General features: G+C 71.8%; 26 protein-coding genes. 8 read left to right on the top strand and 18 right to left on the bottom strand.

Going from position 1 to position 25,083, the window contains the following annotated elements:
* The 6 genes from hjc to ACP95_RS02860 form a co-directional block, all read right to left on the bottom strand.
* Window positions 1-470, bottom strand: a 470-nt coding sequence (hjc, locus tag ACP95_RS02885) for a Holliday junction resolvase Hjc (RefSeq protein WP_049979766.1), incomplete at its 3' end; no start/stop codon positions are given.
* An 89-nt stretch (window positions 471-559) separates the two neighbouring features.
* Window positions 560-1,843, bottom strand: a complete 1,284-nt coding sequence (locus ACP95_RS02880) for an adenosylhomocysteinase (protein ID WP_049979765.1) — start codon at window positions 1,841-1,843, stop codon at window positions 560-562.
* 281 nt (window positions 1,844-2,124) lie between these two features.
* Window positions 2,125-3,321, bottom strand: coding sequence for an MFS transporter (locus tag ACP95_RS02875; RefSeq protein ID WP_049979764.1), 1,197 nt, complete (start codon window positions 3,319-3,321; stop codon window positions 2,125-2,127).
* A 9-nt stretch (window positions 3,322-3,330) separates the two neighbouring features.
* The gene (locus ACP95_RS02870; RefSeq protein ID WP_049979763.1) at window positions 3,331-4,632 is read right to left on the bottom strand and encodes an amidohydrolase; all 1,302 of its coding nucleotides are present in this window, start codon (window positions 4,630-4,632) and stop codon (window positions 3,331-3,333) included.
* Between the two features lie 68 nt (window positions 4,633-4,700).
* Entirely contained in the window at window positions 4,701-5,066 is a 366-nt protein-coding gene (locus ACP95_RS02865; protein ID WP_049979762.1) for a DUF7473 family protein, read from the bottom strand.
* Window positions 5,067-5,114: 48 nt separating this feature from the next.
* Window positions 5,115-5,675 carry a TATA-box-binding protein gene (locus ACP95_RS02860; RefSeq protein ID WP_049979761.1) on the bottom strand — a complete coding sequence of 187 codons (561 nt, stop codon included), beginning with the start codon at window positions 5,673-5,675 and terminating at the stop codon, window positions 5,115-5,117.
* A 125-nt stretch (window positions 5,676-5,800) separates the two neighbouring features.
* Between ACP95_RS02860 and ACP95_RS02855 the strand changes: the two genes are divergently transcribed.
* Window positions 5,801-6,859, top strand: a complete 1,059-nt coding sequence (locus tag ACP95_RS02855) for a methyltransferase domain-containing protein (RefSeq protein ID WP_049979760.1) — start codon at window positions 5,801-5,803, stop codon at window positions 6,857-6,859.
* Window positions 6,860-6,876: 17 nt separating this feature from the next.
* Here ACP95_RS02855 and ACP95_RS02850 read toward each other — a convergent pair whose 3' ends face one another.
* The 3 genes from ACP95_RS02850 to ACP95_RS15855 form a co-directional block, all read right to left on the bottom strand.
* Window positions 6,877-7,524 (bottom strand): protein sorting system archaetidylserine decarboxylase, encoded by a 648-nt coding sequence (locus tag ACP95_RS02850; protein WP_394324965.1) that lies wholly within the window; start codon window positions 7,522-7,524, stop codon window positions 6,877-6,879.
* Window positions 7,485-8,507 carry an AAA family ATPase gene (locus tag ACP95_RS02845; RefSeq protein ID WP_049979758.1) on the bottom strand — a complete coding sequence of 341 codons (1,023 nt, stop codon included), beginning with the start codon at window positions 8,505-8,507 and terminating at the stop codon, window positions 7,485-7,487. Before ACP95_RS02845 ends, ACP95_RS02850 begins: the two co-directional genes overlap by 40 nt.
* Window positions 8,508-8,586: 79 nt before the next feature.
* Entirely contained in the window at window positions 8,587-10,086 is a 1,500-nt protein-coding gene (locus ACP95_RS15855) for a DUF4382 domain-containing protein (protein ID WP_049979757.1), read from the bottom strand.
* 149 nt (window positions 10,087-10,235) lie between these two features.
* On the opposite strand from ACP95_RS15855, the gene rnz reads away from it, so the two are divergent.
* Window positions 10,236-11,168 (top strand): ribonuclease Z, encoded by a 933-nt coding sequence (rnz, locus tag ACP95_RS02835; protein ID WP_049979756.1) that lies wholly within the window; start codon window positions 10,236-10,238, stop codon window positions 11,166-11,168.
* Window positions 11,169-11,218: 50 nt separating this feature from the next.
* Entirely contained in the window at window positions 11,219-13,207 is a 1,989-nt protein-coding gene (locus tag ACP95_RS02830) for a DUF460 domain-containing protein (RefSeq protein ID WP_049979755.1), read from the top strand.
* 1 nt (window position 13,208) lies between these two features.
* On the opposite strand, the gene ACP95_RS02825 is transcribed toward ACP95_RS02830, so the two are convergent.
* Window positions 13,209-14,099, bottom strand: coding sequence for a mechanosensitive ion channel family protein (locus ACP95_RS02825; protein ID WP_049979754.1), 891 nt, complete (start codon window positions 14,097-14,099; stop codon window positions 13,209-13,211).
* A gap of 104 nt (window positions 14,100-14,203) precedes the next feature.
* On the opposite strand from ACP95_RS02825, the gene ACP95_RS02820 reads away from it, so the two are divergent.
* Window positions 14,204-15,202: a tyrosine--tRNA ligase gene (locus ACP95_RS02820; RefSeq protein ID WP_049979753.1), complete on the top strand. Its 999-nt coding sequence runs from the start codon at window positions 14,204-14,206 to the stop codon at window positions 15,200-15,202.
* A 13-nt stretch (window positions 15,203-15,215) separates the two neighbouring features.
* On the opposite strand, the gene ACP95_RS02815 is transcribed toward ACP95_RS02820, so the two are convergent.
* A complete protein-coding gene (locus tag ACP95_RS02815; RefSeq protein WP_049979752.1) occupies window positions 15,216-15,395 on the bottom strand; it encodes a DUF7470 family protein in 180 nt (59 codons plus the stop codon).
* A 267-nt stretch (window positions 15,396-15,662) separates the two neighbouring features.
* On the opposite strand from ACP95_RS02815, the gene eif1A reads away from it, so the two are divergent.
* A complete protein-coding gene (gene eif1A, locus ACP95_RS02810; RefSeq protein WP_049979751.1) occupies window positions 15,663-15,956 on the top strand; it encodes a translation initiation factor eIF-1A in 294 nt (97 codons plus the stop codon).
* Between the two features lie 75 nt (window positions 15,957-16,031).
* Window positions 16,032-16,910 carry a serine/threonine-protein kinase Rio1 gene (gene rio1, locus ACP95_RS02805; RefSeq protein ID WP_049979750.1) on the top strand — a complete coding sequence of 293 codons (879 nt, stop codon included), beginning with the start codon at window positions 16,032-16,034 and terminating at the stop codon, window positions 16,908-16,910.
* Here the strand turns inward: rio1 and ACP95_RS02800 are convergent.
* On the bottom strand, window positions 16,907-18,892 hold the full coding sequence (locus ACP95_RS02800; RefSeq protein WP_049979749.1) for an aldo/keto reductase: 1,986 nt from the start codon (window positions 18,890-18,892) through the stop codon (window positions 16,907-16,909). The genes rio1 and ACP95_RS02800 overlap by 4 nt on opposite strands.
* Window positions 18,893-18,974: 82 nt before the next feature.
* Window positions 18,975-19,433, bottom strand: coding sequence for a hypothetical protein (locus ACP95_RS02795; RefSeq protein ID WP_049979748.1), 459 nt, complete (start codon window positions 19,431-19,433; stop codon window positions 18,975-18,977).
* Window positions 19,434-19,529: 96 nt separating this feature from the next.
* Here ACP95_RS02795 and ACP95_RS02790 point away from each other — a divergent pair, with 96 nt between their 5' ends.
* Complete coding sequence (locus tag ACP95_RS02790) at window positions 19,530-19,916, top strand: hypothetical protein (RefSeq protein ID WP_049979747.1); 387 nt, start codon at window positions 19,530-19,532, stop codon at window positions 19,914-19,916.
* A 4-nt stretch (window positions 19,917-19,920) separates the two neighbouring features.
* On the opposite strand, the gene ACP95_RS02785 is transcribed toward ACP95_RS02790, so the two are convergent.
* From ACP95_RS02785 to ACP95_RS02765, 5 genes are read right to left on the bottom strand one after another with little or no spacing between them, the layout of a single operon-like run.
* Window positions 19,921-20,757, bottom strand: a complete 837-nt coding sequence (locus ACP95_RS02785; protein ID WP_049979746.1) for a class I SAM-dependent methyltransferase — start codon at window positions 20,755-20,757, stop codon at window positions 19,921-19,923.
* 3 nt (window positions 20,758-20,760) lie between these two features.
* Complete coding sequence (locus ACP95_RS02780) at window positions 20,761-21,138, bottom strand: 6-pyruvoyl trahydropterin synthase family protein (protein ID WP_082224546.1); 378 nt, start codon at window positions 21,136-21,138, stop codon at window positions 20,761-20,763.
* Window positions 21,139-21,143: 5 nt separating this feature from the next.
* The gene (locus tag ACP95_RS02775; protein WP_049979744.1) at window positions 21,144-22,160 is read right to left on the bottom strand and encodes a zinc-dependent alcohol dehydrogenase; all 1,017 of its coding nucleotides are present in this window, start codon (window positions 22,158-22,160) and stop codon (window positions 21,144-21,146) included.
* Complete coding sequence (locus ACP95_RS02770; protein WP_049979743.1) at window positions 22,153-22,935, bottom strand: GTP cyclohydrolase IIa; 783 nt, start codon at window positions 22,933-22,935, stop codon at window positions 22,153-22,155. The genes ACP95_RS02775 and ACP95_RS02770 overlap by 8 nt, the downstream gene beginning before the upstream one ends.
* Before the next feature lie 25 nt (window positions 22,936-22,960).
* Complete coding sequence (locus ACP95_RS02765) at window positions 22,961-23,734, bottom strand: CDP-alcohol phosphatidyltransferase family protein (protein WP_237560388.1); 774 nt, start codon at window positions 23,732-23,734, stop codon at window positions 22,961-22,963.
* A 180-nt stretch (window positions 23,735-23,914) separates the two neighbouring features.
* Between ACP95_RS02765 and ACP95_RS02760 the strand changes: the two genes are divergently transcribed.
* Window positions 23,915-25,030 carry a glycosyltransferase gene (locus ACP95_RS02760; protein WP_049979741.1) on the top strand — a complete coding sequence of 372 codons (1,116 nt, stop codon included), beginning with the start codon at window positions 23,915-23,917 and terminating at the stop codon, window positions 25,028-25,030.
* Window positions 25,031-25,083: the final 53 nt, after the last annotated feature.

Raw genomic sequence — 25,083 nt, 5'->3', positions numbered from 1 at the left:
GCGCCCGAGTCGGCGTCGGCGTCGCCCGTCGTCGCCGTCCCGCGCTCGGTCGCCTCCTCGAGGGTGACCTTCCGGGTGTCGCCGACGAGCTCGGCCATGTCGGTGCCGTCTTCGAGCGCGGTCTCCTTCTTCACGCGGTAGTTGCCGCCGTCGGTCGTGTAGCAGTCGCCGGGGTGAAAGAAGTACCAGTCCTCGCGGTCGAACCGGACGCCGATGCGGGGTTTGGCGCCGAAGTTCTGGGCGAAGTAGACGAGCGCCTGTACCTCCTCGCCGGTGAGGTAGATCGGGTCGCCAGAGGACGACTTGGCCTCGATAGCGTAGAACGCGTCGCCGTTGCCCGCGAGCACGTCGGGGAGCTCCCGCTGGGTCGCGGCGCCGCTCGCTGGCGCGCGCATGACGGCGAAGCCGGCGTCGTCGAGGCGGTTGACGAGCTCGCGCTCGCGCCGGTCGCCTTTCTTGTTCGTCGGCATTACGTAGCTGTCCGGTACGGGGCGCCAAAAGGCGGTCGGTGACGAGTCAGTCGTGCGAGTCGGGCGCGTCGACGCCCCGCGGAACTCGATCAGGTCCCGTGCTGCCAGGAGTCCATGTACTCGCGCTGCTCGTCGCTGAGGCTGTCGAACGCCACGTCCTCGGCGGCGAGTTTCACCTCGGCGACCTCCTTGTCCAGTTCGTCCGGTACCTCGTGGACGCCGGCGTCGTAGGCGTCGCCGTTCTCGACGAGCTCCCGGACACAGACCGCCTGGATCCCGAAGGACTGGTCCATCACTTCGACGGGGTGACCCAGTCCGACCGGCGCGGCGAGGTTGACGAGTCGCCCCTCGGCGAGCACGTTCAGGCGGCGGCCATCGGCCATCTCGAACGACTCGACGCCGTCGCGGGCCTCGTAGCGGTCGACCGCGAGGTCGTCGAGGTCGTCGAGGTTGATCTCCACGTCGAAGTGGCCCGCGTTCGCGAGCAGGACGCCGTCCTGCATCGCCTCGAAGTGCTCGCGGGTGATCACGTCCTTGTTCCCGGTGGTCGTGATGAACACGTCGCCCTCCTTCGCGGCCTCGGCCATCGGCATAACGTCGTACCCCTCCATGTGCGCCTCGAGCGCCTTCCGGGGCTCGACCTCACAGACGACCACGTTGGCGTCCTGTCCCGCGGCCTTCTTCGCGACGCCCTTGCCGCAGTAGCCGTAGCCGGCGACGACGACGGTCTTGCCGGCCCAGGAGAGGTTCGTCGTCATCGCGATCGCCGACAGCGCCGACTCGCCCGTGCCGTGGACGTTGTCGAACAGGCGCTTCATCGGCGTATCGTTCACCGCGAACATCGGGTAGTTCAGCTCGCCGTCGTCGTCCATCGCGCGCAGTCGGTGGACGCCGGTGGTCGTCTCCTCGGCGCCGCCGACGATGGAGTCGATCAGTTCGGGGTGTTCCTGGTGGATGCGGAACACCATGTCCGCGCCGTCGTCGACGGTGATCGTCGGCTCGTGGTCGATGACCGACTCGATGGCGGCGTAGTAGTCCTCGTCGTCGACGCCCCGGACGGCGTAGGAGGTGACGTTCTCCACGTCGTCCAGCGCGACGGACACGTCGTCGTGCGTCGAGAGTGGGTTGCAGCCGGTGACCGCGACCTCGGCGCCGCCGAGGGCGAGCGTCTCGACGAGGATGGCCGTCTTCGCCTCGACGTGCATCGCCATCCCGATCGTCTCGCCGGCGAACGGCTGTTCGGCCTCGAACTCCTCGCGGAGCGACCGGCAGATGGGCATGTGCTGGAGCGCCCAGTCCATCTTCCGGCGACCCTCCTCGCGGAGGGCGTCGACGTCCTCGACGTGCGCGGTGACGCGCTCGTAGGAACTCATGGCCGTTGGTTTCGGGAGTGGGAGCAAAACGGTGTCGAACGGGAGCGCGGCAACGGGCAGCCGCGCTCGCTGAATGTGTGGCGCGGCGACGGGCAGCCGCGCCGGTCGGAAGGTGGTCCCGGCAACGGTCAGCCGCGCTCGCTGAAAGTGTGGCGCGGCGACGGGCAGCCGCGCCACTCCGAAAGTGTATCACGCGGCGACGGGCAGCCGCGCCACTCCGAAAGTGCATCACGCGGCGACGGGCAGCCGCGCCACTCCGAAAGTGCATCACGCGGCGACGCTCAGCGCTCCACCGGTCGGAGGAACGTCACCGCGATCCCGGAGAGGACGGCCATCGCCGCCCCCAGCAGGAACGAGGCCGACCAGCCGATGACGAGCACCAGCGCACTGGCGATCGTGCCGGCGAACACCCCGCCGAACAGCTTGGCCGTGTACAGCGCCGCGTAGTTCTCCGAGGAGTAGCGCCGGCCGTAGTAGTCCGCGACGAGGTTCGGGAACACGGCGAACATCGGCGTGCGGAAGAACGCCGCGGCGCCGACGAGGCCGACGAAGCCGGTCGCGATCCCCTGCGCGCCGAGCGCGACGGCGCCGGCCAGCGAGAGCCCACAGAGAACCAACGAGGCGGCGACGGTGCGGCGTCGACCCAGCCGGTCCGAGAGGCTGCCGCCGATCACGACGCCGCCGGCCTCCGACAGCGCGACGGCGGACGCGCTCGCCGTGGCGGCCGCCGCCGGGAGCGACAGCGCCGAGGCGAAGGAGACGATCTTCCCGATGATCATCAGCCCCACGCCGTTGGTGGCGGCGAACACGACGTACAGCAGCCAGAACTGCCACGTCCGGACCGACTCCCGCCAGGTCCACGCCCGCTCGTCGGGCGCCGCCGAGGCGGCGTCGTCGGTGGCCGACGTGCGTGGCGGGTCCCGCAGCACCACCGCCGCCAGGACGGCGCCGCCGCCGGCGACCGCTGCGAGCACGAACATCGTCCCCTCGAACGCCTCGCCGACGCTGCCGCGGATCGTCGGGATCGCCAGGAAGCTGAGCCCGCTGAACGACATCCCGACCACGCCGGTCGCGAGCCCCCGGCGGTCGCGGAACCACTTCACGGGCGTGTTGACGGCGACGGTGTAGACGGCGCTCACGCCGACGCCGCCGAGCGCGTAGCTCACCGCGGCCACGGGCAGGGAGCCGGCGAGCGCGAGGCCCACGAACCCCCCAGCCAGACAGAGCGCCCCAGCGAGCAGCGGGATCCGGGGGCCGTACCGGTCGCGCACCCAGCCCGCGGGGAACTGCCCGAGCGTCTGGAAGACGACGAACAGGGTGAACACGGTGCCGAGCGCCGACTCCGGCGCCCCCAGCCGCCCGCCGAGCGGGAGCCGGATCGACGACCAGCCGAACTGGTAGACGCCCGCGGCGCCGAGCGCCACGGCCGCGGTCGCGACCAGCTCCCAGCCCGAGAACCGGAGCTCGCTGCGGTCCATCGCGAGCAGTCAGGCCACCCGGCTAACCAGATCGGCGGCCTGCTCCTCGGCGCGCTCCCGGATCGCGGCCGCGTCCAGCGTCTCGATCTCCCCCTCCTCCATCAGCACCTGCCCGTCACAGACGGTGTGGCGCACGTCCTGGCCGGTGGCCGCGTAGGCGAGGTGGCTCACGAGGTCGTGTGCCGGCGTCAGGTGCGCGGCGTCGAGATCGACGACCGCGAGGTCGGCGTTCGCGCCCGCCTCGATCCGGCCGGAGTCGAACCCCAGCGCCGCCGCCGACCCCTCGGTGGCCATCCGGACCGCCGCGCTCGCGGGCACCGCGGCGGCGTCGTCGGCGCCGAGCTTCCCCAGCATCGCGGCGTCGCGGATCTCGTCGAACATGTCGAGGTCGTTGTTCGACGCCGCGCCGTCGGTGCCGAGGCCGACGGCGACGCCCGCCTCCAGCAGCTCGGCGACGGGCGCGATCCCCGAGGCGAGCTTCGCGTTCGAGGCCGGGCAGTGGACCGCCGCGGCCTCGCTGTCGGCGAGGCGGTCGATCTCGGACCCGTCGACGTGGACGCAGTGGGCGAGGAAGTCGCCGTCCTCGAGGAGGCCCACCTCCTCGGCGTACGCCAGCGGGCGGACGCCGCGGTCGTCGACGATGGGCTCGACCTCGTCGACGGTCTCGTTGGCGTGGATGTGGACCGGCACGTCGGCGTCGCGGGCGCGCTCGACGGCCTCGCGGAGCAGTTCCTCGTTCACGGTCGTCAGCGAGTGGGGCATCACCGCCGTCGAGATCCGGCCACCGGCGAGCCCGTCGTACTGTTCGGCGAAGTTGACGCTCGTCTGCATGTCCTCCCGGGCGTCCTCGTCCTCTTTCCCGACCGAGACGAACCCGTGGCCGAGCAGCGCGCGCAGCCCCGACGCCTCGACGACGCCGGCGACGTGGGGCTCCTCGAAGTACATGTCCGCGAAGCCGACCGTGCCGGTGCGGATCATCTCCACCGCCGCGAGCTCCGTGCCGATCCGGATGTCCTCGGCAGTGAGTTCGGCCTCGACCGGCCAGATGTCCTCCTGTAGCCACGCGTCGAGCGCCTTGTCGTCGGCGTAGCCGCGGAGCAGCGTCATCGCGGCGTGGCCGTGGGCGTTGAGCAGCCCCGGGACGACGAGCCCGCCCGCGGCGTCGAGCGTCTCCTCGGCGGTGGCGTCGATCTCGCCGGGGGCGGCGACGCGCTCGATCGTGCCGGTGGACTGGTCGATCAGCACGTCCGAGGCGCTGATGGAGTGGTCGGGGTGGAGTACGCGTCCGTTCGTGACGTGGAGCGTGGTCATGCCGGAACGGTCGGCAGCGAGGGGGTGTTAACCCGTCGTTCTGCTGCTGTGAACGGCGGGGCCGATCCCTAGATCGGCGCCGAGCCGATCAGCGCGATCAGGCTGAACAGGATCGCGCCGAGGATGACGCTCACCACGAAGTGGATCACGACGACGCCGGCCAGCAGCCGGCCGTCGAGGTCGTGGAGCTGGCGGAAGGCGAGGGCGTCGACGGCCAGCGCGGCCCCGAGCGCGAGGAACGGCGAGAACTCGAACGTCGCCGCGAGGAAGGCGATGGCCGCGATCGACGGGCCGACGACCGCGTGCCGGCGGAGCGACACGTCGCCCAGCAGGTTGCGGGCGGCGACGAAGGCGGTCAGCGAGAGGAAGGCGGCGAACAGCAGGTACGTCGCGAGGATCGACACCGTCGTCGACTGCAGCGGGGCCTGCAGCACGGCGAACTCGGAGCCGGCTGCCAAGGAGAACGGGACGGACACGGCCGCTCAGCCCAGCAGGCCGAGCTCGTTCAGCCGCTCGGTGATCACGTCGACGGCGTCGGCGGCGTCGGCCGGCTCCTTCCCGCCGGTGATGACGAGCTTCCCCGAGCCGAACAGCAGCGCGACCACGTCGGGCTCCTCCAGCCGGTAGACGAGGCCGGGGAACTGCTCGGGCTCGTACTCGATGCTCTCCAGCCCGAGGCCGATCGCGATGGCGTTGAGGTTGAGGCTCTCGCCGAGATCGGCGCTGGTGACGATGTTCTGGACCGTGATCTCCGGCTCCTCGTCGATGGGGATGCTGAGGTCGCGCAGCTTCTCGAAGACGATGTGGAGACTCTCGTGGACGTCGTCGGTCGACTTCGCGCCGGTGCAGACGATCTTCCCCGAGCGGAAGATGAGCGCGGCGGATTTGGGCTCCTGCGTGCGGTAGACGAGCCCGGGGAACTGCTCGGGGTCGTAGTCGGCCCCTTCCAGATCCATGGCGACGCTCTGGAGGTCGAGCTCCTGGCCGATGCCCGTCGAGGCAACGACGTTCTCGATGGTGATCGTCTCCTTGGAATCGGTCATCGCTTTAAGGGTCGTCGGTGAGGTTTAAATAGGTTGGTGGGACCGACGGGCCGGAACTGCCAGCAGTGAGTGGGAGACGGGAGCGGAGCGGTAGCCTCTTTCCGACCCCGCACCCACACCCGGGCGTGTACTGTCTCGAACTCGCCGGCGAGGACGACGCCTTCGCGGCCCGGGAGGCCGCAGCCGCGGCCGCCGGCGTCGAACGGCTCGCGCCCGGGCTGGCCCGCGCGGGCCACGTCGACCGGGACCGGCTCCGCGGGCTCGCCTACACCCACGCCGCCGACGAACTGCTCGCGACGGCCGCGGCGAGCGTCGACGCCGCCGCGACGGCACTCGAGGCGGCCTCCCTCGACCGCGAGGGGACCGTCGCGGTCCGGGCCCGCGACGTGCGGGGGCTGACGGGCGTGAGCACGCGCGAGGCCGAGCGACGGCTCGGGGGCGTGCTGGTCGACCGCGGGTTCGCCGTCGACCTCGACGAGCCGGACCACGAGCTCCGGGCGCTGTTCTCCGCCGACGACGGGCTGGCCGACCCCGACAGCGACGCGGCGGCCGCCGAGCAGGGGCAGGTCCCCCCGAGCGAGGGCGTCTGCGTGCTCGGCTGGCTCGACTGCGAGTCCGAGCGCGACTTCGGCGAGCGCCAGCCGACGGATCGCCCGTTCTTCCAGCCCGGGAGCATGGCGCCGATGGACGCCCGAGCGCTCGCGAACGTCGCCGGGGCGGCGCCCGGCCGGCGGATCCTCGACCCCATGTGCGGCACCGGCGGCACGCTGATCGAGGCCGGGCTCGTCGGCGCCGACCTCGTGGGCACCGACGCGCAGTGGAAGATGGTCCGCGGGACGAAGGAGAACCTCGACGCGCTGGTGCCCGCAGACCGCGACGTCGCCGTCGCCCGGGCGGACGCGACCGCGCTCCCGCTCCGGGACGGCGTCGTCGACGGCGTCGTCTTCGACGCCCCCTACGGCCGGCAGTCGAAGATCGCGACCCACGGGCTCGAGGACCTGGTCGAGGGCGCGCTGTCGGAGGCCGCCCGCGTCAGCGGCGCCGACGCGACCTGCGTGCTGATGGCCGACCGCGACTGGCGCGAGGTGGTCGGGCCGACCGACTGGCGCGTCACGGACCGCTTCGAGCGCCGGGTCCACCGGTCGCTCACGCGGCACGTCCACGTGCTCGAGAAGCCGCGCTGAGAGCCGCCTCCCGCCGACTACGCCTCGGGGTCGACGGCGACGACGCTCTCGCCGGCGGTCACGTCCTCGCCCTCTTTCACGCGCAGATCCGCGTGCTCGACGCGCTCGGGCAGGAGCACGTCCGCGCGGCTGCCGAAGCTGACGTGTCCCAGCTTGTCGCCGCGGGCGAGTTCGTCGCCGGCCTCGACGTACGGGTGGATCCGCCGCGCGAACCAGCCCGCGATCAGCGACACCTCGTACTCGCCGCAGTCGATCTCGACGCGCTCGTTGCGGTCGGAGTCCTTCGAGAACGCCGGCTTGTTCGCGCCGGGTCGGTGGCTGACCGACTCGACGGCTCCCGTCTCCGGGGCGCGGTTCACGTGCACGTCGGTGACGTTCATGAACACGCCGACGCGGATCCGGTCGTCCTCCTCGCGCACGACCGAGACGCTGCCGTCGGCGGGCGCGACGAAGCCGGAGTCGGGCGGGTGACGCTCGGGGTCGCGGTGGAACAGGATCGCGCCCAGCCCGAGCGCGACCAGTCCGAGCCCGATCGGCCCGGAGAACGGCGTCAGGAACAGGCCGGCGACGAGCGGCGGCGCGCCGTAGCGCATCGCGCCGGGGGCGAACGAGGGGCCCGGGGCCATCAGGCCTCCCCCCGGAGGGAGCGGTGGCCCGCGGCCCACGCGCTCAGCAGGTGGGTCAGGTGGATCGTGTCGTCCGACCCCTCGGTGAGGTCGAAGTCCGCCTCCCCGGCGAGCCGGTGGAGCCGGGCGAGCTTCGCCCCCGAGTAGTCGCTACGGGCCACGCGCAGCAGCTCCTGGAGCAGCTCCTCGCCGTCGTACCCCTCGTCGAGCAGGTCGTCGACGGTCGAGCGCGCCGTCGAGAAGTCGCCCTCCGCGGCGGCCCGGAGCGCCGCCGAGAGCTCGTCGTCGTGGCCCACCTCGTCGAGCACCTCGTACGCCGCCTGCATCGTCACCTCGTCGTGCTGGGCGGCGGTGGTCTGGGCGCCGAGAACGGCCTTCCGCAGGTCGCCGTCGGCGTACCCCGCGACGAACTCCAGCCCGTCGTCGTCGTAGTCGACGCCCTCGGCGTCGAGAATGTCGGCGAGCACGTCCTCGATCTCGTCGTGGCTCGGCGCCCGGACGGGGACTGGGAAGCAGCGCGACCGAATCGGCGCGATGAGTTTCGAGGGCTGGCGCGTCGCGATCACGAACTGCGTGGTGCGGTGGTGCTGCTCCATCACCCGGCGCAGCGCCTGCTGGAAGTCCTCGCGGATCGCCTCCGCGTTGTCGAGCAGGATCGTCTTGAACTCGCCCGAGACGGGCGCGTAGCTCGCGGACTCCTTCAGCACGCGGTTGATCATGTCGCGTTTGGCCATCCGGCTGCGGCCCTCGAGGAACTGCGCGAACCGGGGGTCCTCGCGGATCTCCTTCTTCGTGCGGTCGAAGAAGTCCGCGACGTTGATCTCCACGAGGTCGTTCTCGTAGTCCTCGTGGGCCTCGCGAGCCAGCGCCCGCGCGGCGGCGGTCTTGCCCGCCCCCGGCGGCCCCTGGACGACGAGGTTCATCGGCTCGTCGACGGCCCGCGCCAGTCGCTCCCGGGCGTCCTCCTGCGGGAGGTCCGCGATGGCGGGCGCGTAGCGCTCGGTCCAGAGCGGTTCGTCCATTACCGCAACGTAGCCCGGCGGGCGGTAAGAAGGTCGCGGTCCCGGGGTTCCCGGCCGCTCGAAACGCCGGTGTCCCCCGCTACAGCGCCGCGAACGCCGGGGCGGCCAGCGCCGCGGTCTCGGTCGCCGTCTCGGTCTCAGTCGACGTGTCCTCCTGCACCGGGAACGTCGCCTCGCCCTCGGCGTCGCCGCGCTCGGCTTCCAGTTCGAGTTCCTCGGCGTCGGCCGGGACGCTCACCACGAGCGTGCCGTTCTCGTCGGTCTCGCCGACGACCTCGCCGTCGACGCTAACTGCGGCGCCGTCGACGGCGCTACCGTTCCGGGTGACGCTGACGGTGACGTTCTCGCCGGCGGTCGCGTTCCCGTCGAGCGAGAGCGAGAGGGCGGCCGGTTCTTCGGTCTCAGTCTCGTTCGTCCCGGCCTCCTCGTCGTCCCGCTCCTCGATCTCGACCTGCTCGCCCGTGCCGGACTCGCTCGCGACGGGTTTGACGTTGTAGCTGCCGGAGTTCCCCCGCTTCACGACGGTGATGTCGAACACGTAGTCGAGCTGCTCGCCGTCGCCGACGGTGAACTCGCTGTTCAGCTGGAGCTTGCTACTCGGCAGCTTCACGTCGGGGTGCTCGCCGTTCGTGAGCGTGCCGTTCACCTCGTCGACGTAGACGAACGTCTTGTCGTACGTGCCGTTGGAGACGTTCAGCACGCCGAGGCTGGTGGCGTTGGCGCCCCGCAGTTCGGTCAGGTCGACGGTGCGGTTGTCGACGGAGTGCTCGATCCACGCGCTCTCGTTCGCGCCGGGGTCGGCGCGGTGGACGCCGACGCGGTCGATCGTCACGTTGAGGTGGTCGAACTCGTCGATCGCGTTCCGCTCGTCGCTGACGTAGAACTCGAGGCTCGCGGCGCCGTCGGACGGCGTCGCGGTCGCCGTGCCGGCCGGCGTTTCGGTTTCAGTGCCTGGCGGCGTCGCGGTCGCATCGTCGTCCCCGCCGTTGGCCCCGTCGCCGCCCGCGCCGCGCTTGGCGCCGGGTTTCTCGCGGATCTCCTGGTCCGTGCCGGACTCGCTGGCGACCGGCTGGATGTTGTAGCTCCCCGACTGGCCGCGCTTCACGACCGTGATGTCGAACACGAAGTCGACCTCCTCGCCGTTGCCGACGGTGAAGTTCTCGTTGATGTGGAGCTTCTCGCTGGGCAGCTTCACGTCGGTCGACTCGCCGTTCGTGAGCGTCCCGTTCACCTCGCTCACGTGGATGAACGTCTTGTCGTAGCTCCCGTTGGGCGCCGGGATCGCGCCGAGTTGGCTCGCGTTCGCCCCCCGGAGCTCCGTCAGGTCGACGGTGACGTTGTCGATCTCCTGTTCGACCCACTCCGACTCGTTGCCCGAGCCGTCGACGCGGTGGGCCGCGATCGACGTGACCGTGACGTTCAGGTGCTCGAAGTCGTCGATCGCGCTCGGCTGGTCGCTGACGTACATGTTCACCGTCCCCTCACCGCCGCCGCCGTCGCCCGGCGACACGGATCCCCCACAGCCGGCGATCGCGACCATCGCGACCACGAGCGCCGTGACGATCGTCTGTCGTCGCATACCCATCCGTTCTCCCACGACACCGATAAGCTCCAGGGACACACGTCGGAAAACAAACTGCAGCGCGTTGAGAGAACCGCGCTGGACGCGCGAGGACGCCGAATCCGGGAGTCGACAGCGGTAAGCCTCCGCCGAAGCCACTCACCGGTATGACGCTCCGGACGACGTTTCTCGGCACCAGCGGCGCCGTGCCGACGACGCGGCGCGCGCCCAGCGCGGTGATGGTGAACCGCGAGGGCGAGCGGTTCCTCTTCGACTGCGGCGAGGGGACCCAGCGCCAGATGATGCGGTTCAACACGGGGTTCGACGTTGGCCACGTGTTCCTCACCCATCTCCACGGCGACCACGTCCTCGGGCTCCCCGGCCTGCTCCAGACCTGGGACTTCCAGAACCGCACCGACTCGCTGGCGGTCCACTGCCCGCCGGGCTCCCGCCGACAGCTCCGTGACCTGATCGGCGCCGGCGGCCACGACACGGCGTTCCCGGTCCGGATCCACGAGGTCACGCCGGGCAGCGTCGCGCTCGAGGGCGACGCCTACGAGATCCGCGCGTTCGAGACCGAACACCGCACCACTTCCCAGGGGTACGCGCTGATCGAGGACGACCGCAAGGGGCGGTTCGACCGCGAGAAAGCCGAGGAGGAGCTGGGGATCCCGCCCGGCCCCGCCTACGGGAAGCTCCACGCCGGCGAGTCGGTCGAACTCGACGACGGCCGGGTGATCGAACCCGAGCAGGTCGTCGGCGACCCGCGACCCGGCCGCTCGCTGGTGTACACCGGCGACACCCGGCCCGTCGACGCCACCGTCGCGGTCGCCGACGAGCCGGACCTGCTGATCCACGACGCGACGTTCGACGACGAGATGGCCGGGCGGGCGCGCTCGACCGGCCACGCCACGGCCCGGGAGGCCGGTAAGATCGCCGAGCGAGCGGGGGCGAAACGGCTCGCGCTGACCCACATCTCCTCGCGCTACCCCGGCGACGCCCGCGGCCACCAGCGCGAGGCGGCTGGGGTGTTCGACGGCGACTGCTTCGTCGCCGAGGACGGTCAGACCGTCGAGCTCCCGTTCCCGGACGACGAGTAGTCGGTCACCGCCGGCGTCGGATATTTAGCCGGCAAGCGCCAACCCAGGCTGTGAACGCCCCGAGCCCAACCGACGGGCCGGTGTTCGGCGTCGACATCCAGAGCGGCGACGCCCGCGGCGACGCGCCCACCTACGCCCTCGTCACGTTGTACCCCGACGAGGAGCGCCTGGAGCGCGACGCCGTCTCGCGCCGGAAGCTCCGCCGGCTGATCGAGCAGCAGGAGCCCACCCGGCTGGCCGTCGACAACATGTACGAGCTCGCGGCCGACAAGAACGCGCTCGTCGGCTTCCTCCGGGCGCTCCCGGCCGGCACCGACCTCGTGCAGGTGACCGGCGCGAACCGGCCCGAGCCCCTCTCCCGCGTCGCCTCGCGCCACGGCGTCCCCTACGGCAAGAAGCCGATGCAGGAGGCCGAGGCGGCCGCGCGGCTGGCCCACCGAAACGTCGGCCAGCGCGTCACCGCGTTCGGCGACACGACCACCGTGAAGGTCGCCCGCGGGCGCTCGACTGGCGGGGGCGGCGGCTGGAGCGAGGACCGGTTCACCCGCCGCATCCACGGCAACGTCCGGAAGGCGGCGCGGGAGGTCGAGTCCGACCTCGACGACGCGAGCCTCGAGTACGAGAAAGAGGTGACCGAGAAGTACGGCGGGCTCTCGAACGCGATATTCACCGTCGAGTCCCGATCCGAGGACATCCCGGTCTCGGCGACCAGAAACGGCGACGTGCGCATCGAGATCGAGCGCGAGCGCCGCGACGGGATCGAGTTCGAACCGCTCGTGAAGCGACGGGACCACGTGGTCGTCGGCATCGACCCCGGGACGACGACGGCGGCCGCGGTCGTCGGTATCGACGGCACCGTCCACGACCTCTACTCCTCGCGCACGGGCGACACCGCCGAGCTCACGGAGTGGCTGATCGAGCGCGGGCGGCCGATGCTGGTCGCCGCCGACGTGACGCCGATCCCCGAGACCGTCGAGAAGTTCCGCCGGAGCTTCGACGCCGCGGGCTGGGTGCCGGAGAGCGACCTGCCGGTCGACGAGAAGCTCCACCGCACACGGGAGCACCCCTACGAGAACGACCACGAGCGCGACGCGCTCGCGGCGGCGCTGTACGCCGTCGACGACCACATGGACCAGTTCGAGCGCATCGCGGCGAAGGTCCCACCGCAGTTCGACCGCGAGGAGGTGATCGCCCGCGTCGTCTCCGGCGAGGAGTCCGTCGAGGCGGTGCTGCGCGACCTGCGCGACGACGACGGCGGCGAGGAGGACGACGAGGAGCACGAGGAGCGCGAGCTCACCGACGAGGAGCAGCGCATCCGCGACCTCGAGGCGCAGGTCGAGCGCCTCAAGGCCCACACGGACGAGCTGGAGGAGGAGCTCGAGGAGAAGGAGAACGAGATCCGGGAGTACGAGCGCGAGCTCAGCGACGCCCGGAAGCGGGAGCGCCGCGAGGCCCGCGAGCGCCGGGAGGTCAACCGGCTGGAGCGCCGCGCCGAGCGGCTCGAACGCGAGCGCGACGAGGCGATCGCGGAGAACGAGGAACTCCACGAGAAGCTCGCCCGGCTCAAGACGCTCTGGAAGCTGGACCACTCGAACTTCAGCGACGTGGCGGGCGACCGCGACCTCGTCGCCGTGAAGACGATCCCGCAGTTCACCCGCGACGCCGTCGAGCGCGCCGACGAGGAGTTCGGCCTCGCCGCCGGCGACGTGGTGTACCTCCGGGACGCCAGCGGCGCCGGCACGTCGACGGCCGAGCGGCTGGCCGAGACGGAGCCCCGGCTCGTCCTCAAGAACGGGAACCTCTCGGAGGAGGCCGACAGCGTGCTGTTCGACCGCGGGATCCCGGTCGCGCCGGCCGAGCCCGTGACGATCCAGGAGGTCGACGAGCTCGCGGTGGCCCGCGAGAGCGAGGTCGAGGCGGCCGTCGACGACTGGGAGGACCGGGCCGAGCAGCGCCGGCGCGAGCAGACCGAGAGCATGATGGACCGCGTGATCTCGGAGCACCGCGCCGACGAGCGGCTGGAGGACCGCGGGACGTAGCTCAGGCGCCGTCCGGCCGCGGCGACCCGTCGGCGCGGTCCGTCACGGCGATCTCGCCCGACAGCGACTGCGCCGACGGCGGCGCCAGCGTGATCCCCGCCTCGTCGAACCGCCGTTTCACCCGCCGACGGAAGTCCGAGCGGACGGTCACGATGTCGGCGTCCATCGGGTCGCCGATCCAGAACTCCGCCTGGATCGTGATGGCGTTCTCCCCGAGGTCGAGGACGCGCGTGTTCGGCGACGGGTCGTCGAGGACGTCGTCGCCCGCCTCGGCGGTCTGCCGGAGCTCCAGCAGCGCGCGCTCGGTGTCCTCGCCGTAGGCGACGTACACCTCCTCGGTGACGCGGTAGCGCGCCCGACCGTAGGGGCGGGTGAGCGCGTTGCTGGTGAGTTCGGTGTTGGGGACCGAGACGGTCTCGTTGTCGCGCGTCCGGACGCGGGTGACGCGGAAGTCGACCGCCTCGACGGTGCCCTCCCCGCCGGGCCACTCGATCCAGTCGCCGACGTTGAAGTCGGGGTCGGCGACGAGGAACATCCCGCTGATGAGCGAGCCGAACACCTGCTGGCCGGCGATGCCGAGGACGAACGTCAGCGCCGCGATGATGACCGCCGACTCCGAGAACACGCTGCCGTAGCCGGCGGCGATCACCCCCGTCAGCGTCGCGAACGAGATCACGAGCACCCGGAGGTACGTCCGGGTCGCGGTCTCGATGGTGGGGTTGTTGCGGTTGCGCGACCTGACGACCCGACTCACGGTCGGGACGACGGCGAACCGGCCGACGAGGTAGACGACGGCGAAGCCGACGGTGAACCAGAACAGCTCCGAGAGGATCCGGTCGTACGCCGAAACCACGTCAGGCAGCCAGTTCGGCGGCAGCAGTTGCCCGATCATACCCCGTGTTCGACCGGTAACAGGAAAAATCCCGACCGCCGGGCGTCGACGCCACGGTAACACGCATCCAGAAGGCCTAACCTCCCGCTCCGAAATCCCCAACCATGGACGCACACGACCTGATCACCCGCAACGCCGCGGAGGTCGTCACCGAAGCGGAGGTCGAGGAACTGGCAGCCGATCCCGAGGGCAAGCGCGCGTACGTCGGCTACGAGCCCTCGGGCGTGCTCCACATCGGCCACATGCTCGGCGCGAACAAGCTCATCGACCTGCAGGAGGCGGGGATGGAGGTCGTGATCCTGCTCGCCGACGTGCACGCCTACCTCAACGGGAAGGGGACGTTCGAGGAGATCCGCGAGACGGCGACCCGGATGCAGGAGCAGTTCGTCGCCTACGGCCTCGACGAGGAGAACACCGAGTTCCGGCTCGGCTCGGAGTTCCAGTTCGACGAGGAGTACGTGCTGGACCTCCACGCGCTCGAACTGGAGACCACGCTCTCCCGCGCGGAGCGCGCGATGAGCGAGATCGGCTCGGGCGACTCGGTGACGGTCTCACAGGCCGTCTACCCGCTGATGCAGGCGCTGGACATCGAGTACCTCGACATCGACCTCGCGATCGGCGGGATGGAGCAGCGGAAGGTCCACATGCTCGCCCGGGACACGCTCCCCAGCATCGACTACGAGTCGCCGACCTGCCTGCACACGCCGCTGATCTCGGAGCTCTCGACGGGGGTCGGGAAGATGTCCAGCAGCTCCGGCGTCACCATCTCGATGGAGGACTCGACGGCGGAAATCGAGGAGAAGGTCAATCAGGCGTTCTGCCCGGCCGGTGAAGTCGACCCCGAACCGACCGACGACGGCGAGGAGCGCAACAACCCGGTGCTGGAGATCTTCGAGTACCACGTGTTCCCGCGCTTCGAGGAGGTCGTCGTCGAGCGTCCCGACGAGTACGGCGGCGATCTCGAGTACGACAGCTACGCGGAGCTGGAGGCCGACTTCGCCTCCGGGGAGCTCCACCCCGCCGACGCGAAGCCGACGCTGGCGCGATACCTCGACGAACTGGTCGAGCCGGGGCGGGCGAAGCTGCGGGAGCAGCGGGCGTAGTCAGGGACTCGGTTCAGACGATCCCGAACTGCCGTAACACGTCCCCGACGAGCGCACGCACCACCAGCGCGAGCCCCGCGAGGACGAACGCGAGGCCGGCGGCGACGATGGGTGCTTGCCACGCGACCAGCGCGATCCCGACGAGCGCGAGCAGCAGGCCGACGACGCCGCCGACCCCGAGTCGTTCGTACATGGCCCCGACTGCGGAGGGGGTGGTAAAAACGACGGCGGTCCCATTTCCTCGGGAAATGGGAGCACGAGAGACTCCGTCTCTCGGCGTTCTCACGTTTCGCGACGAGTAGCGCGAGGAGCGAAACTTGGGTCCACGGAGACGAGCGCAGCGAGTCTCCGGCGGTCCCATTTTCCCGAGGAACTGGGGCCACGGGCGATCGCGGTCCGATCGCGCGCCCGGTCCGAAATCCCACAGCGCTTAACCACCCCAGCGTCCAAGTCGACGCTGATGAGCAACGACGACCTCCCCGAGGGGATCCGGGCCCCCGAGGACGACGAGCTGTTCGCCGAGGTAGTCGAGATGCTCGGCGCGAATCGGGTGACAGTCCGGTGTGCAGACGGGGAAGAGCGCACCGCCCGCATCCCCGGCCGGATGCGCAAGCGCGACTGGATCCGCGAGGGCGACCTCGTGCTCGTGAGCCCGTGGGACTGGCAGGACGAGAAAGCCGACATCGAGCACCGCTACGAGAACCGCGAAGCCGAACAGCTGCGGGAGGGCGGCCACGTCACCGGGAACGTCTGACCCAACGCCGTGGGACGACTGCGGCGTCGATATCCCGCCGGACCCTTTTACGCGTCGCCCCCCAAGCCGGGGTGAATGAGCGAGGACTACGGCTTCGTCGACGAGGAGATGGCGGAGCCCGGCGACGAGTTCGAGGAGATCGAGGTCGCCGACACCGAGGCCGACAGCACCGCCCGGCGACAGGACCGGGAGTTCGACGAGTTCCGCAAGCGCCTGAAGAACGTCGAGCGCCTGAAGGTCGAGCAGGGCGCCTTCGACGACGCCACGCTGGGGGCGCTGTACAAGCTGGTGCAGGACGGCCACGTCGGCGCCTTCGGCGGCCCGCTGTCGACGGGGAAGGAGGCCAACGTGTACGAGGCCCGCGGCGAGTCGGGCAACGTCGCCGTCAAGATCTACCGGATCAACGCCTCCGACTTCCGGCAGATGCGGGAGTACCTCGCCGGCGACCCCCGGTTCGAGGGACTGGAGGACAACAAGAAGGCGACCGTGCTCGCCTGGACCCGCAAGGAGTTCGCGAACCTCAAGCGCGCCGAGAAGGCCGGCGTGCGCGTGCCCGAACCCATCGCCGTCCAGCGGAACGTGCTGGTGATGGAGCTGGTCGGGCAGGCCGACGAGCGCCGCGCGCCGCGGCTGGCGGAGGTGAACGTCGAGAACCCCCAGCAGGCGTACGAGGTCGTCCGGGAGTACATGCGCCGGCTGTACGCGGCGGGGCTCGTCCACGGCGACCTCTCGGAGTACAACATGATCGTCCACGAGGGCGAACTGGTGATCATCGACATGGGGCAGGCGGTCACCGTCCACCACCCCAACGCCGGCGAGTTCCTCACCCGGGACTGCGAGAACGTCGCCGCCTTCTTCTCCCGACAGGGGCTCGAGGTGACCGGCGAGGAGCTGGAGGCGTACGTCACCGAGGCCGACGCCGACCCCTCCGGCGAGCCCGACGGCCCGGACTAGCGCTCGAACGCGGGGTCCGCGAGCGTCGCGATCCGCCGCATCTCCGACGCGTCCAGCCGCAGGCTCCCCGCGTGGAGGTTGTCGACGACGTGCTCGGAGTCGTTCGAGGCGGGGATCGGCACCACGCCCGCGGTGACGTTCCAGGCGACGACGACCGCGGCGGGGGAGCAGTCCCGCTCGGCCGCGATCTCCGCCAGTACCGACTCGTCGAGCAGCCCCGGCGCCGACAGCGGGGAGTGCGCGATCACCCGGATCCCGCGGTCGTGGCAGAACTCGACCAGCTCAGACCGCGGCTGGTAGGGGTGGCGCTCGATCTGGACCACCGCGGGCGGCACGTTCGCAACGGCGAGTACGGTCGCCAGCTGCTCGCGGTCGACGTTACAGACGCCCAGCGTCCGAGCGAGCCCCTGTTCGTGGGCGGCTTCGAGGTTGCGCCACGACTCCGCGAGCGAGAGGTCGGCGGTCGCGCGCTCCCCGGACTCCTCCGCCGGGAACGTCAGTTCCTCCGCCGCATCGACGGGTTTCTCGGCCAGCCGTTCGAGCGCCCCCCGGTACGCCCACGAGTCGGGCCAGTGGAGCGCGTAGCAGTCGAACGCGTCGACGCCGAGTTCGTCGAGGCTCCCCCGGCAGGCTTCGAGAACGTGCTCGTGGTTGGTGTTCCAGACTTTCCCGAGCAGGAACAGCGACTCGCGCTCCGGTGCGCCGGGCGCGGCGAGCAGGTCGCCGATCCGATGCTCGTTGCCGTACAGCTCCGCCGAGTCGAGCAGCCGGTAGCCGGCGTCGAGCGCCGTCGCGACGCTCTCCTCACGGTCGACGTACTCGCCGTCGCGGTAGCGCGAGCAGCCGAACCCCACGCTGGGCAGCCTGATCGCGCTCGACCGGGCGACCCCGGTCGTCGACGCCCCCCGGCGCTGCTCGGCTTCGGGCCGGACGACCGGTGCGGGGCCGGGGTCGGCGGTCGCGCCGCAGTCCGGGATCGACACCGGTCCGCTCTCAGCCGCGGCGGTCTCGATCGCCTCGCAGATCGCGACGACGTGGGCGCCGCGGCGGGCACGCTCGCGCGGCCGGCGGCCGTCCGCGATCGCGGCCGCGAACCGCTCGACGCCGTCGAGATGCGTCGACCCATCTGCGGGGGCTTGTGGCGGCATCGGGGTGTACTCCCGGCCCGCGCGGCCGAACGACACAGAGTCCCGTTCGGCGGTCATCGCGCCGGCGTCGTCGAGGGAGAGCGAGCCGTCGTCGCCGTGGAGCTCCAGCCCGTAGAACTCCCGCGCGCGGTGGGGGACGTAGAAGCTCGCGGTCAGCCGCGCCGTCGGCCCGTCGGCGAACGCGATCGTCGCCTCGACGTGGCTCGGCGCCGTCGGTGACTGTTCCTCGCGCTCGGGCCAGGTGTCGAGCGCGTCGGCGACCCGCACCTCGGTCGCTGGCCCGAACCACGCGACCAGCAGCGAGAGCGGGTACACCCCGCCGTCGTACAGCGGGCCCACCTCGAGGAAGGAGTCCGGGCGGTCGTGCCACTCCGTGACGCGGCCGACGTGGGCGTGGGCGGTCGCCAGCCCGACCCGGCCGAGCCTGCCGTCCCCGATCGCCCGGGCCGCGATGCGCTGGGCGTCGCAGTCCGGTGTGATCGGCGCGCAGGCGAGACCGAGGCCCGCGTTCTCGGCGCGATCGAGCAGGTCACGGGCGGCGTCGGCGTCGAGCGCCAGCGGTTTCTCGCTGTACACGTGGACGCCGGCGTCGAGGCAGCTCCGGGTGACGCCCGCGTGGGCGGCGTGGCTGGTGAGGTTCACCACGATCTCGGCGTCGGTCTCGGCGAGGGCCGCGTCGAGGTCGGCGAACGCGGCGCAGTCCCGCGCCGCCGCGAACTCGGCGGCGCGGTCGGCGTCGAGATCGCAGACGCCCGCGAGCGTCAGCGGGCTCTCGGGGAGCGCGGCGGCGTACTGCTCGGCGACCGCACCGGCGCCGACGAACAGGCAGTTCACGGCTCGGGCGACGGGCCGTCACTGCATAAACCCGGGTGGGAGCGGCACTCCTGCCGGTGGTGAAAGGCCACTGACGCGGGCGCTACTCGCTCGGCCGACGCCGGCGCTCGGCGACGACCGCCGCCGCCAGCGCGGCCCAGATACCGAGCTCGACGAAGAAGGCGGGCGACCAGAGGTACTGCCGGGCGAACGCCAGCGGCGGGAGCGCCATCGGCGTCGGCGGCACCACGAGCGGCCAGCCCAGAAACAGCGCGTCGGTCGGCCGCCCGTTGAGCACGATCTGGAACGCGTCGGCGAGCAGGTGGGTCCCCCAGCCGACCGCGAGCGCGAGCCCCGACCGCCCGGCGTAGGCCACGGGGATCGCGACGACGAGCAGCAGCCCGGAGTGGCCGACCGTGTGGAACAGGTCGACGACGCCCAGCGTCGCCAGCGACTTGTCGACGACGTCGGGCAGCGCGGCGCCGACGAGCAGCCACGCCGTCGACAGCCGGAGCCGCCGCCCGAGCAGGACGGCGACGGCGAGGTGAGTCGGGAACAGCACGGTGACGTGTTGGCCGGCCGGGCGCTTCTACGTTCCGTCGCCCGCGGGCGGAGCCCGTGGGTTGTGATTTATTAGCACGCGCTCGTACGTACCGGTATGAGCACTGCCACGAACGGCGGCACGGTCGATCTCGACGGGCTCGGGTCGCTGCACTACCTCGGGATCGCGCTCGCCCTGGTCAGCGGGGTGGTCCACGTGATCCTGGGCGTGAGCTTCGCGCCCGAGCCGCTGGGGCTGTCGTTCCTCTTCGCGGGGGTGGTGTTCCTCCTGGCGGTCGCGGCCGTCCTCGTGAACTACCGGCGACGGCTGTTGTACGGGCTGGGGATCCCGTTCACCGCCGGCCAGATCGTGCTCTGGTACTACCTCAACTTCGCCGCCGGCGACAAGGCGTTCCCCGCCGACGTGGGCGGGATCGGCGCCGTCGACAAGCTGGCGCAGCTGGCGCTGATCGTCGTGCTGGCGCTCCTCTACCGGCGCGAGTAGCGCCTCAGGGCGCGTACAGCAGGTCGTACTGGTGGGCGACGTAGGTGAGCTCGCCCGCCGCGAGCTGGCGACGGCGCGTCTCGATCCAGTCAGTTGCGCCGTCGACGTTCGCCCCGTCGAGCGCGTCGGCCACGAACTCGAGGATTCTGGAGAGGAAGAACCCCTCGTCGCCCGGGTACTCCCCCTCGATCGGTCGCACGATCCAGTCGGACGCGCCAGCCCCGAGCAGATCGCCGTCGGCGGCCCGACAGCGGTCGAGCAGGTGGCGTCCCGCGCGGGGGTCCCGCCCGGGTTCGGCGGCGATCCGATCGTGGTACGCCGCCTCGACACGGTCGTCCGCCGGGTGGTCCGGCTGGAACAGCGTCCCGCCGTCGAAGGTGATCGGCAGGTAGAGCAGCCCGTCCGGCCCGAGCGCGCGCTCGGCGGCCGCGAGCAGGTCGTCGTGCGGGACGAGGTCGGCGAACGCCTGCGCGACGACGAGGTCGGCGTCGCCGTCGTCGACGGCCAGCGCGTCGCCAGTCCGGAACGCGACGGTCGCGTCGCCGGCGCGGAACCCCTGCTCCGTTGGCGTGACGCCGCCGACCGCGTCGGCGAGATCCGCGGCCCGGCGGTCGCGGGCGTAGCTGACGAGGTCGGCGTCCCGCTCGATACCTAGGTAGTCGAACTCGGTGACGCCCCACTCGACCAGCCGGGGGAGCGTCACCCCCGTGCCGGCCGCGAACTCGACGATCTCGGGCGCCGGGGGGAGGTCGGCGAGCAGGCGGTCCCGGACCCGGCGGTTCAGCGCCCGGTCGTCGACGCCCCGTTTCGCCTCCAGATACCGGACGTTGGCGTGCTCCATCGGTCAGAGCGACCGCTCGTAGCTCGCCCACGCGATCTCGTCCTCCCACAGCCGGACGGTGAGGCGCTCGGGCGTCGGCGCGTCGAGGCGCTCGGCCACCGCGTCGGCGAACACCCGGGCGAACCGCTCGACGCTGGGGTTGCCCGCGAACGCCGGCAGGTCGTTGAGGAGCTCGTCGCGGTAGCGTTCCGTCAGCTCGTCGAGCGCGGCCTCGACGGCGTCGATGTCGACGAGGTAGCCGTACTCGTTCAGTTCGGGGCCGGCGAAGCGCACGTCGACCTCGTACTGGTGGCTGTGGGGTTCGCCCTCGACCGGGCCCGGGTCCGGGACGGTGAGGTAGTGCTGTGCGACGAAGTCACGGGAGACGGAGAGTTCGTACATACTGGTCATTCACCCCGATCGTACGTGAACACGGTGGCGAGCGCGTCGTCGTTCTCGCGCAGCAGTTCGTAGGCGGCCGGCGCGTCGGCGAAGGGGACGCTGTGGGTGACGAGCCGGCCGAGGTCCTGGTCCCTGACGAGGTCGATCGCCCGATCCATCCGGCGCGCCTTCGTCCAGCGCCCGCGGTCGGCTGGCGCGATGGTGCTCACCTGGCTCGAGCGCATGTCGATCCGCTCGCGGTGGAACCGGCCGCCAAGCCCCAGCTCCGCCGGCTTCGTGCCGTACCACGAACCGATCACCACGCGGCCGTCGTAGCCGACGGCGCCGATGACGTCGTCGAGCGCCTCCGGGTTGCCCGACACCTCGATACAGCAGTCGGCGCCGGCGGGCTCGCTCCACTCGGTGTCCCGGATGCCCGCCGGCGTCTCCGTGACCGTCGCGCCCAGCTCCGCCGCGATCTCGCGCCGCCGGGCCACGGGGTCGACGACGGTCAGCGACTCCAGCGGGAACGTCGACAGCAGCGCCGTCGTCGCGAGCCCGATCGGGCCGGCGCCGAACACGACGACGCGCTCGCCGACCCGCGGCGCCGCGTCGAGCACGAGGTTCACCGCCGTCTCGGCGGTCGGGAACAGCGTCGCCGTCTCGGGGTCGATCCCGTCGGGCACGGGCTGGAGCGCCTCGGGGGCGACGGTGAACTGGCTCTCGTGGGGGTTGAACGCGAAGGCGAGCTCGCCGACCCAGTCGTCGTCGACGTGCTCGCCCGTCGTCGTCACGCGACCGACGGCGGCGTAGCCGTACTGGACCGGGTAGCCGAACGTGCCCGAGAGCGTGTCGATCGTGTCGTCGACGGCCATCTCCTCGGGCACGTTCCCCTCGTAGACGAGCATCTCGGTGCCGGGGCTGATCCCGGAGACGACCGTCTCGACGGCCACCTCGTCGGCGCCGGGCGACGCCCGGGGCTCCTCGCGCACCGCGACCTCGCCCGGCCGCTCGAAGTAGAGCGATCGCGCGCTGTCAGTCATCCGTGCTCGCCGTGGCGGCCGTCACCACCCAGTCGCCGGTGTCGCGGCCGGTCTCCAGTGCGTGTTTCGCCGCCTGTCCCGCCGACTGGGCGGTGTCGCCGCGGCCGACGCCGACGCGGAGCTCGACGCCCGTGGCGTCGCGCACCCCGGCGAGCACGTCGTCGTACGTCCCGTCGGCGAGATCCGGACAGACCGCGATCGCGTTGTCGCCGCCGACGAACGACGTGACCGCGCCGTGCTCGCGCATCCGGTCGGTGAGCTCGACGACCGCCCGCCGGATCCGGCGCTCGGCGTCGAGCGCGTGCTCCCGGTCCGTGTACCGGCCGGTAGCGTCGACCACGTCGAAGTGGGCGACGGTGAGCGGGCCGGCCGGGTCGGCCTCGCAGTCGGTCGCCAGCCGCTCGGTCCGGGCGGCGTCCTGGGCGCTCCCGGTCGCCTGCAGCGCCTCGGTCGCAGCGCCGAGCGCGTCGGCGGGCGTACCCCCGGTGCCGACGCCGACGCTCGCGGTGATCGGGTAGCGGTTCCGGACGAGCTCCTGGAACCGACGGTGTTCCCCGGGCGGGATCCGGTTCGTCACCGCGATCATGTTGTCGTACCGGCCGGGGAACACGTAGCCGTCGCGGCTCCCGACGAAGTCGGCGAGGTCGGCGTACAGGCGGGCCTGCAGCGCCTGGAGCGAGGGCTCGGGGCGCGGTTCGGGGGTCACCGTCCACGGGCCGTAGTCGTCCAGTTGGACGAGCGAGAACTGCACGACGGCGTCGTCGGCGTGTGTCACAGTACCACATCGGTTCGTGCGGAAATTAGTCTTCCGACGGTGACATCGTCACCGCGAGCCAGTCCCGGGCGAACACGGTCAGCGAGGGGAGCAGCACGACGGGGGCGACCGCCCGGACCAGCGGCGTCGGCGCCGGGGGGAGGAGGGCGACGGTGAGAAACGCCATCTGGAGCGCCGCGAGCGGGCGCCGCAGCCGGCTGGGCGGGAGCGGGCCGACGGTGCGCCCCGAGCGCCGCCAGAGGGCCAGCCCGCCGCGGTAACAGTACCGCGCGGCCGACAGCGAGAGGTACCATGCCGGGAGCAGCCCCCACGCGACGGCGACCAGCGGCGCGACCACGAACCCGGTCGTGTCGACGGCCATGTCGAGGCGCTCGCCCAGCCGCGTCTCGGTGCCGACCGACCGGGCGACCGCGCCGTCGACGCCGTCGAGCGCCACGGCCGCCCCGTAGCCGACCGCGGGGGCCCACGCGAGCGCGCCATCGGCGTCGACGACGGCGAAGCCGGCGACGCCGGCCAGCAGGACGGCCCGGGCGAGCGTGATCCAGTTGGCGAGCCCCAGCGAGCCGAGCCGCACGCCGTCCGCCCCGTGGAGCGAGTGGCGGTGTGTCCAGGCGTACCCCCCGGCCCACGCCGTCACCACGCCCGTCGGCGCCAGCCAGCGGACGGCGTCGGCCACGCTCGCGGCGGTGGTGAACGCCCAGTACCCCCCGACGAGCAGGCAGAGCGCGCCCGCGGCGAGCAGCCCGCCTTCGACCGCGAGTCGGCGCGGGAGCACGCGGCCGGCGGCGTCGTTGCTCACGCCGGTCACCTCCGGGCGCCGTCGGCGGGGCGGCGCTGCCGGCCGCCGGCACGGGAGCCACGCGGACGAGGGCCCGGGGCGGCTGGCGGGGGAGTCATACGTGTCACGTTACCACCTACTACTACTAAAGCCCGGAGTCACCGGAGCAGGGCTTTTGTCCCCGCCGGCGAACGGACGCGCATGGCCCGCGTCGCCGTGCTCCACAACACGCTCGACTTCCGCGGCGGCGCCGACGCGGTCTGTGCCCACGTCTGCGAGGCGCTCCAGGAGCGCCACGAGGTGACGCTGTTCACGATCTCCGCCACGCGGCTGTCGACGCTGAACGACCTGTTCGGCACGGCGGCGGCCGTCGACGTCCGGCGGCCGCCCCTCGGCGACCGGCTCGCGGCGCTTCTCTCCCGGGCCGACGACCGGTTCGGCCCGCAGCTGGCGCTCCGGAGCGCGCTGCTGACCCGGTGGTTCCGGCGCCACGCCGCCGAGTTCGACCTCGCGGTCAGCACGGCCAACGAGTTCGCGCTCCCGCTCCCGTCGGTGCAGTACGTCCACTTCCCGCAGTTCAACACCGACGTTCCGGGGCCGGACGGCGCCCACGACGGGGGGCCCTCGAACCGGCTCTGGACCCGGGTCGCCGGGCTCGCCGACCGGAACCTCCCCGGGACCGCCACGCTGGTCGCCAACTCCGGCTACACGGCGGCTCACGTCGACGCGCGGTACGGCGAGCGCCCGGCGGTGCTCCACCCGCCGGTCGACCCGATCCCGGGAGCGCCGTGGGACGAGCGGGAGCGCGGGGTCGTCGCCGCCGGGCGGATCGCGCCGGACAACCGCACGCTCGACGCGGTCCGGATCGTCGACGGCGTCCGGGAGCGCGGCGTCGACCTCCACCTGCATCTCGTCGGCTCGACGGCCGAGGCGTACCGCTCGTACGTCCAGGAGGTGACGGACGCGGCGGCGGCGCGGTCGTACGTCAGCCTCCACACCGAGGTTTCGCGGGACCGGCTGGAGGAACTGCTGGGGAGCCACCGCTACGGGCTCAACACGAAACACGGCGAACACTTCGGGATGGCGCTGGCGGAGTACGTCGCCGCGGGGATGGTCGCCTTCGCCCACGACTCCGGCGGGCAGCGGGAGGTCGTCGACGGCGCCGCCGACCGGCTGTTCGACTCGGTCCCCGAAGCCGTCGACCGCGTCGTCGACGCCGTCGAGTCGGGGGCGACGCCGCGGCTCCCGGCCGACCGGTTCGGCGTCGATCGCTTCCACCGTCGGGTTCGAGAACTGGTCGCGGACCGGGTCGCCTGAGCGTCGTCACCGTCCAGGGCTTGCCCTCGCCGGAACGCGATTCAAGTAATCGA

It is taken from the genome of Halolamina rubra, from assembly GCF_000739555.1.
GTDB lineage: Archaea > Halobacteriota > Halobacteria > Halobacteriales > Haloferacaceae > Halolamina > Halolamina rubra.
The sequence above is the reverse complement of the archived record's forward strand: the minus strand, read 5'-3'. Positions and strand labels throughout refer to the sequence as shown.